8 protein-coding genes are annotated in these 7,717 nt (G+C 59.9%); 6 read left to right on the top strand and 2 right to left on the bottom strand.

Annotated elements, in window-relative coordinates; translation table 11 throughout:
• Positions 1-421, bottom strand: a 421-nt coding sequence (locus tag ACIQ67_RS20800; protein WP_397536278.1) for a TetR/AcrR family transcriptional regulator, incomplete at its 3' end; no start/stop codon positions are given.
• Positions 422-531: 110 nt separating this feature from the next.
• Here ACIQ67_RS20800 and ACIQ67_RS20795 point away from each other — a divergent pair.
• The 6 genes from ACIQ67_RS20795 to ACIQ67_RS20770 all read left to right on the top strand — a co-directional run bounded on the left by ACIQ67_RS20795 (position 532) and on the right by ACIQ67_RS20770 (position 6,813).
• Positions 532-1,737 (top strand): acetyl-CoA C-acyltransferase, encoded by a 1,206-nt coding sequence (locus ACIQ67_RS20795; protein ID WP_397536277.1) that lies wholly within the window; start codon positions 532-534, stop codon positions 1,735-1,737.
• 45 nt (positions 1,738-1,782) lie between these two features.
• Positions 1,783-3,033, top strand: a complete 1,251-nt coding sequence (locus tag ACIQ67_RS20790; RefSeq protein WP_397536276.1) for an acetyl-CoA C-acetyltransferase — start codon at positions 1,783-1,785, stop codon at positions 3,031-3,033.
• Positions 3,034-3,177: 144 nt separating this feature from the next.
• On the top strand, positions 3,178-3,750 hold the full coding sequence (locus ACIQ67_RS20785) for an HD domain-containing protein (RefSeq protein WP_397536275.1): 573 nt from the start codon (positions 3,178-3,180) through the stop codon (positions 3,748-3,750).
• Complete coding sequence (locus ACIQ67_RS20780) at positions 3,747-4,739, top strand: NAD-dependent epimerase/dehydratase family protein (protein WP_397536274.1); 993 nt, start codon at positions 3,747-3,749, stop codon at positions 4,737-4,739. The genes ACIQ67_RS20785 and ACIQ67_RS20780 overlap by 4 nt, the downstream gene beginning before the upstream one ends.
• Positions 4,736-5,593, top strand: a complete 858-nt coding sequence (locus tag ACIQ67_RS20775; RefSeq protein ID WP_397536273.1) for a phytanoyl-CoA dioxygenase family protein — start codon at positions 4,736-4,738, stop codon at positions 5,591-5,593. The genes ACIQ67_RS20780 and ACIQ67_RS20775 overlap by 4 nt, the downstream gene beginning before the upstream one ends.
• The gene (locus ACIQ67_RS20770) at positions 5,590-6,813 is read left to right on the top strand and encodes a hypothetical protein (protein ID WP_397536272.1); all 1,224 of its coding nucleotides are present in this window, start codon (positions 5,590-5,592) and stop codon (positions 6,811-6,813) included. The genes ACIQ67_RS20775 and ACIQ67_RS20770 overlap by 4 nt, the downstream gene beginning before the upstream one ends.
• 23 nt (positions 6,814-6,836) lie before the next feature.
• On the opposite strand, the gene ACIQ67_RS20765 is transcribed toward ACIQ67_RS20770, so the two are convergent.
• A complete protein-coding gene (locus tag ACIQ67_RS20765; protein WP_397536271.1) occupies positions 6,837-7,205 on the bottom strand; it encodes a TauD/TfdA family dioxygenase in 369 nt (122 codons plus the stop codon).
• Positions 7,206-7,717 lie beyond the last annotated feature (512 nt).

The following is a 7,717-nucleotide window of genomic DNA, read 5'->3' as shown; positions in this document are numbered from 1 at the left end:
CAATAGAGGTTCGCACGACGATATAGAATCGGTCGAACAAGCCCGCCCCCCAATCAGAACCTTCAAGCAGCGCCCGACGCATATAGGACTTGGTCAGGTCCCAATCGTCAATGTGCCGATTGATCCAGTTTTCAGTAAACTCAACGGATTGGGCTAAGCCCGCCTCTTCGCTAGCCGGGACGGGGCGCTCCTCGAAAAGCACTTCCTCAAACTGTTCGATGAAAAATTTATCAACCGCCTCACGCAGCCCCTCTTTCGAGCCAAAATGGTGGTTGATCAGGCCAACGGACACGTCAGCCGCCGCCGATATGTCCCGCACTGTAATGCCATCATAGCCCTTGTCGGCAAACATTCGCATAGCAACCTTAATCAGCCGAATCTTGCCGTTGGCATGCTCTGCCGATTTAACGTTCCTTGCCATGCTGCCTCCCAAAAAACTGAGTTGCTCTAGCACGCTGAACAGAAATGAGCCATAGCTTGCAATGCGCTGAACAAATGTATAGCCAAGGTGAAAATCTGATGGAGAGCCTCATGACTGACATTGCCATTGTTTCTACCGCGCGGACAGCACTCGCAAAATCCGTGCGTGGAAGCTTCAACAACACACATCCGATTACACTGGCCGGACATGCCCTTTCTCACGCAATGCAGCGCGCCGGGGTCGATCCTGCTGAAGTCGAGGATGTGGTTTTCGGTTCGGGTCACCCCGAAGGTGCAACCGGGTTCAATATCGCCCGCAACGCGGCAATGAAGGCGGGCTGCCCGGTCACAACCAGCGGACTCACGGTAAACCGCTATTGCTCGTCGGGCCTTCAGGCGGTAGCGGTCGCGGCGGGCCGTATCCTCAACGAAGGCGTTCCGGTGATCGCTGCAGGCGGGGTCGAATCGATCTCGATGGTCCAGCTTTCCGGGCACATGAATATGCACCAGGCTGTGGACACTTCGCTGGCCGCAACCCACCCGGCGCTGTGGATGGGCATGATCGAAACCGCCGAGATTGTGGCTGAGCGCTATGGCGTCACCCGCGAAGCACAAGATCAGTACGCGCTTGAAAGTCAGCAGCGGACCGCCGCTGCGCAGGCCGCCGGTCGGTTCGCCGAAGAGATCGTGCCGCTGAAAGCAATCTGGAAAAGCGTCAACAAGGCGACTGGGGAAACCAGCGAAGCCGAAGTGCTGGTCGAGCGCGACGAGTGCAACCGGCCCGAGACCACGCTCGAATCCCTGCAAGGCCTGAAGCCGGTCCTGAAGGGCGGAATGACCATGGCCGAAGGCAAGACCGTTACCGCGGGCAACGCCAGTCAACAGTCCGACGGTGCGAGCGCCTTGATCATGATGAGCGGCGAAATGGCCAAGTCGCGCGGTATCGCACCGCTCGGCTTCTTTAGAGGATTTGCCACTGCTGGCTGCGAACCCGACGAAATGGGGATCGGCCCAATCTATGCCGTGCCACGGCTGCTCGAGCGCCACGGGCTCAAGGTCAGCGACATTGGCTTGTGGGAACTCAACGAGGCCTTCGCCAGCCAATGCCTATACAGCCGCGACAAGCTCGGCATTGACCCGGCAACGTACAACGTCAACGGCGGTGCGATCTCGATCGGCCACCCCTATGGTATGACCGGCGCGCGCTGCGTCGGCCACGCGCTGATCGAGGGCAAGCGACGCGGCGTGAAGTACGCCGTGGTGACCATGTGTGTTGGCGCGGGCATGGGCGCGGCCGGGTTGCTCGAGATCGCCTGACGCGAGCTTTGGGTACGCCACTTCGTTGATAGATGGGACATTGAGATGGCCGAAGCTTACATCATCGATACCGTACGGACGCCGCGGGGCATAGGCAAACGCGGCAAGGGCGCGCTCTCGCATCTGCATCCCCAGCATCTGGCAGCCACCGTCCTGGCCGCGATCCGCGACCGTAACAATCTAGATACCGCGACCGTGGACGACATCATCTGGTCGACAAGTTCGCAGCGAGGCAAGCAGGGTGGCGACATGGGCCGGATGGCGGCGCTAGCTGCGGGCTTTGATATAAAGGCGTCGGGGACGACGCTCGACAGGTTCTGTGGTGGAGGCATCACGTCAGTCAATCTGGCTGCCAGCTCGGTCATGTCGGAAATGGAAGACTGTATCATCGCCGGCGGCACAGAAATGATGAGCTATACATCCGCGCGAGACGCGGAAGAGGCAAACGCCGGTCTAGATCCGTTTCGCATGGGATCGGGCAATGCGTCGCTCGACCGACTACATCCCCAGAGCAATCAAGGCGTATGCGCCGATGCCGTCGCCAGCATGGAAGGTATCGGTCGCAAAGATTTGGATGCGCTTGCCCTGTTCAGTCAGGAGAATGCCGCCCGAGCGATCCGCGAAGGCCGTTTCGAGCGTTCGGTAGTCACCGTTTTCAACGAGGACGGTACTGTAGCGTTGGACCACGAGGAGTTTCCGCGGCCTGGAACCACCGCGGAAGGGCTCGCTGCGCTAAAGCCCTCGTTCGAAGCCTTGGCTGATTCTGAGCTCAGTGACGGTTCAACCTTCCGCAAGCAAGTGCAGCGCAAGTACCCCAATCTCAATTGGAAGGGCGTTCATCATCCGGGGAACAGTTCTGGCGTAGTCGATGGCGCAGCGGCTGTGCTGCTTGCGTCGAAGGACTATGCCGACAAGCACGGACTGAAGCCAAGGGGTCGGATCGTTGCCTATGCCAATATGGGCGACTGTCCAACGCTCATGCTCAACGCAACGGTACCGGCTGCCAGGAAGGTACTAAATAGGGCCAGTTTGACCATCGAGGACATCGACGTATGGGAGGTCAATGAGGCCTTTGCAGTGGTCGCAGAAAAGTTCATTCGCGATCTCGGTCTCGATCGCGACAGGGTCAACATCAACGGCGGTGCGATGGCGCTTGGGCATCCCATCGGTGCGACCGGTTCAATATTGATTGGCACCGCGCTCGACGAACTCGAGCGTTCCGGTGGTCGCTACGGTCTCGTCACGATGTGTGCCGGCGGCGGGATGGCACCAGCAATCGTGATCGAGCGGATCTGAAACACATATGGCGGGACTCAGTTTGAGTGAAAAGAACTCTACCCCGTCAGCGGAGCCATGAGACATGCCGTGATGACGATATTCGCTGGCGTCCTCATTAGCGCTGCAGTTCTGCTGGAGATCGGCTGACAAGGAGTTAAAGGTATGATCGGTGCGCAGGCCAATTTCGTCACGCTAGCCGAAAGCACTAAGGCCGACTGGGATATCGTCAAGCAACACTGGCTGCCTTGGCTAGAGGACTTGCCGGGCCGAGTGCTGGCGCATCTCGCGATGTTGGCGGACGACCATGGCGGCTTTCCGGTCAGCCGCCTCGAGCACTCCCTTCAGACCGCCACCCGCGCTCACCGCGACGGGCGCGATGAAGACTATGTCGTCTGCGCCCTTCTCCATGACATTGGCGATGCGCTGGCACCGACCAATCATGCCGAGTTCGCCGCCGACATCCTGAAGCCCTATGTCAGCGAGGCAAATCATTGGATGATCGCACACCACGGAATTTTCCAACTGACCTATCACGCCAGTCATTGGGATCTCGATCCTGATGCCCGCGAGCAGTTCCGTGACCATGAAAATTTTGGACGAACCGTCGAGTTCTGCGAGCGATACGATCAGGTCAGCTTCGACCGGGCCTACGCCTCGCTTCCACTCGCATTCTTTGCGCCGCTTGTCGGCCGTGTCTTCTCGGTCAAGCGCCTTGCCGAGCGAGCCGCGTCGTGAGTCGAGTGCTAGTCACCGGTGGCCCCGGATTCATCGGACGGCGGGTGGTTAGGCGATTCCTTGACGCCGGGTGGGACGTAACCAGCTTTTCGCTCCCGGGTGAAACGCATCTGCCCGGTTGGGCGGGCAAGGTGAAGATAGCTTACGGTGACCTAGCCGACAGGCAGGCGGTTTTCGAAGCCGCGCGTGACTGCGATCTGGTCATCCACCTTGCAGCCCCGGTCGGCGTTGCCGGCCGTTATCAATGGCAATGGGATGTACTGGCCGAAGGCACCCGCAATGTCTGCGAAGCGATTGCCGCAAACGGGGGCCGCGCGGTCGTGGCGTCCTCGATCGCGGTCTATGGTACGCTTATCCAAACGCAGGTCTGCCGCGAGCATGACGGGCACGGACCCTGGGCGGGGGCTTATGGCCGAGGCAAACAGGGCCAGGAACAAGTCGCGCTGGATGTCGCCGCGTCTCGTGGGATGCCGCTCACACTGGTCCGTCCGGCCAACGTGTTCGGGCTTGGAGGTTCAAGTGCCTGGGGCGACCGCCTCCTCGCTGCAGTGGCCGCGACCGGCGGCGCAGTGTTCGGCGACGCCGAGCACAACGATGCCGGTCTCGTTTATGTCGAGAACCTTGCCGATGCCCTGTTCCTGGCTGGCACTCGCGCCGAAGCCATTGGCCGAACCTACAACGTCTGCGATGGCAACGGCGTAACCTGGCGCCGCTTCAGCGACGACATGGCAGCGATTGTCGGGAAACCTCCTCCCCCAACGATACCGCTTGAAACTGCCCTCGAAGTGGTTCTAGCCAACGAAGACCCGGCAAATCTGATCGAACCCAAGGACCCAAATCTGCCCTCGCTGGAAGGTCTAAATTTGGTCGGCTTCTCCAACCGTATCGATTCCAGCCGGATCCGTTCGGAACTCGGATGGGTACCGTGCCTGAGCTACTCAGAAGCCATAACCGAGATCCGTCATCAATGGCAGCTGAAACAAAGATGAAAGCGCTCACGCCCCTGCAAAAACGGGCCTATGCGGCAAGCGGCTATCTCGTCCTGCCCAGCTTCATCTCCTTCGCATGGCTCGACCGACTGGAAGTAGCAATGCAAAGGTTTATCGACCAGTCGCGCGCACTGACGCAATCGACCCCTGCCATCCTTCTGGGACCGGGACACCGTCCAGACGATCCCCGCTTGCGCAGAATTCCGCAGACCGGAGCTCTTGATCCTGACTTCGCCGAATTCGGCCTTAACGGGCCGATCGTCGATGTAGCCGAAGACCTGCTTGGTCCAAATCTCAGGCTGCACCATTCGAAGCTCAACTTCAAATGGTCCGGTGGAGGCGAGGAGATTAAATGGCACCAAGACATCCAGTTCTGGCCCCACAGCAACTACTCGCTTCTAACGATCGGGGTTTACCTGCGAGATGTCGATGAAGCGATGGGGCCAATGGGCATCTATTCTGGCAGCCACCAGCAAGGCCTTTCCTCGCTGCGGGACCAGCAAGGCAACTGGACCGGCGCTCTAAGCAATGCCGAACTGTCCAATCTTGATCCAAGCTCGATCGGTTTGTGCAACGGCCCGCGCGGAACGATCACGGTCCATAATTGCCGCGCCGTCCATGGTTCACCGACCAACCGCAGTCCGCGGATGCGTCCTTTGTTGCTCCATACCTACGCTGCAGCCGACGCCGTCCCGCTAACAAATCTGATGGACGGCATCCCCTTTGCTAACCGGTTGGTCCGTGGACAGGAGCGCCCGCCCATTTACGATCCAGAACCTTGCCCGATGCCTCCTGACTTCCGATCGACCGGCTACACCTCGATCTTCGCTTCGCAAGGGAAGGCCAAAGTTTGATTAAACTATCGCGCCGCACCGTGCTCGGAGCTGCCATGGCAGGCGCAGTTCCACTGCCGGCATCAGCCACTCTTGGTATACAACTGCGCCGGGACGTCGCGACCTTTGCGGCCTTTGGAGAGCATCGTAGCGGCGGCGAACCGGCTCGTAATGCAGCCCGGTGGCTAGCAGGCCGTCTCGGGGCACTCGGCTATCAAACCCAGATGGATACTTTTCCGGTCGCGACTTTCACCGATCCGTGGGTAAAAATCGCAGCCGGAGAAAAGACCTTTGCGGGCTTCGTCCAGTGGCTGCCACCCCGCAATCAATGGCCGGATATACTGACTGGGCCACTCGTCGATTTGACCAAAGGGCCGTCCAAGCCCGGTTGCCTCGCCCTGATCTCTCAGCCTGCACCATTTAGCGCCTATTGGCCGGAAAGGCTCAATGGCGTGGTCGCTGCCGCAAGCGAAGCCATTGCGGTCATCCTCGCTGTAGACGATCCACTGGGCGGTCTCTTCGCCTACAACCGCGATGCGACGTTGCCGCGCCTGCCAGTACCAGTGCTGATTGTCGAGAAGGCCGGCATGACGGTTCTCAAGAATGCAGCTGAGCACGACAAGTCAGCAGCGGTTCGAGGGGCAGGAAGTATTCAACAGGCAGACGCGTTCAACGTCAGGGCCACAATGACCGGGACTGGGCGCACGATAGTGCTTTCGACCCCATTGACTGGCTGGTTCCGATGCGGTGCCGAACGCGGTGCCGGAGTTGCCGCGCTGATCGCGCTGGGACAGATGCTAAGCAGCACCGGGCGCCCTATCGAACTGATTGCGTCTGGGGCTCACGAGATCGGTCATCTGGGCATGCAACGCGCAATTGCCAACGGCGCTGCGGATCCACAGAAAGTTGCCGTCTGGTGCCACCTCGGTGCTAGCCTGGGCGCGACCGCACTCGACGAATCTGGCGGACCAAAGTCCGTACACTTCATGATGGCCAACAAGCTAGAGCAAGATGCGTTGCGAACCTTTGCCGACGGGCTAGGACTGCAACGGTTGCCGGGAACCTACTCTTCGCCTGGTGAAGCGGGCGACGTGATTCGCGGGCACTTCGAGAATGTAATTGCCTTTACCGGCGTATTCCCAGGCTTCCACACCCCCGCGGACGATGGTCGTGCGATCGATTCCGTGCGACTGGAGTCCTATTGCCGCTTCCTTGGGACACACCTGCCAACCTATCTGTAAATCCCAACTTGAAGGACCCAAGCTCATCGGATCAGCCCAGCGGGACAAGACACCAAGAATCGCAAAAGTAGCCGATCGCGGCCGGGCTCGTCGGCAAATGCATCGCGGGCGTGCGGCATCAGGTGATTGTTATCCAAGAGTAGGTCGCCAGGGACAAGATCGAAACGCAGTTCAAGGCGCGCGTCGACGGTTAGCCGGTCATAGCAGTCCAAAAGTTCCGCCTCGATTGCATCCCGCTCAAACCCGGGATGCCGGACTGCACTACGGAAATAGTCCGAAATGTAGAACGTGCTAAGCCGTCCGTCGGCAAAGGCAGCTGGGGCCAGCCGGGCAACTGGATCGAGACCATCGGGCTGCTCGTCCATCAGGTCGAGCAGGACCGGCTCGAACAAACGGCGGGCAAGGTCCGGGCGCTCTTCTAAAAGCAGATTGAAAAGGCTGACCGAGAATGCCGAACTGCGCCCCTAGGGCGGACATGAAAGCCCTGGCTTCGTCGGCACTCCAATCCCCAACAGGCAGTCCGCCGAGCAATACGAAACCCCGGCCACTGCGAAGCTGGGTCGCCCAATGGGGTATCGCTGGCGCAAGGGAGGGTCCGGCGTCGAGACTGCCCATCAAGGCTGCAAGAACCGACCCGGGAAACGGCTGGCGCAGCGTCTGTGCTGGAGGTAGATCGGCGACCTGCCATGCCGCTTCGCTAGCGATCGGGGACTCGGGAAAGCCATCATGCCGCCGCGTTAGGAAATGCAGCGATTGCTCGGCGACGCTGTAAATCGGCCCGACCATCGCCTAGAATCGGTATCCTGAATCGATTCGATCCAGCTTGCGCAAGAAGGCCGGCCAGGCATAGGCGCCGCCGGTGCCGTCGAACCAGGCATTGCTCTGCCCACGGACACGCTGCGCC

Source organism: Roseateles sp., assembly GCF_044373315.1.
In the GTDB taxonomy this organism is placed as follows: Bacteria; Pseudomonadota; Gammaproteobacteria; order Burkholderiales; family Burkholderiaceae_C; genus JACDQM01.
Note: the sequence above shows the minus strand (reverse complement) of the source record. Positions and strands in the feature narration are given on the sequence as shown.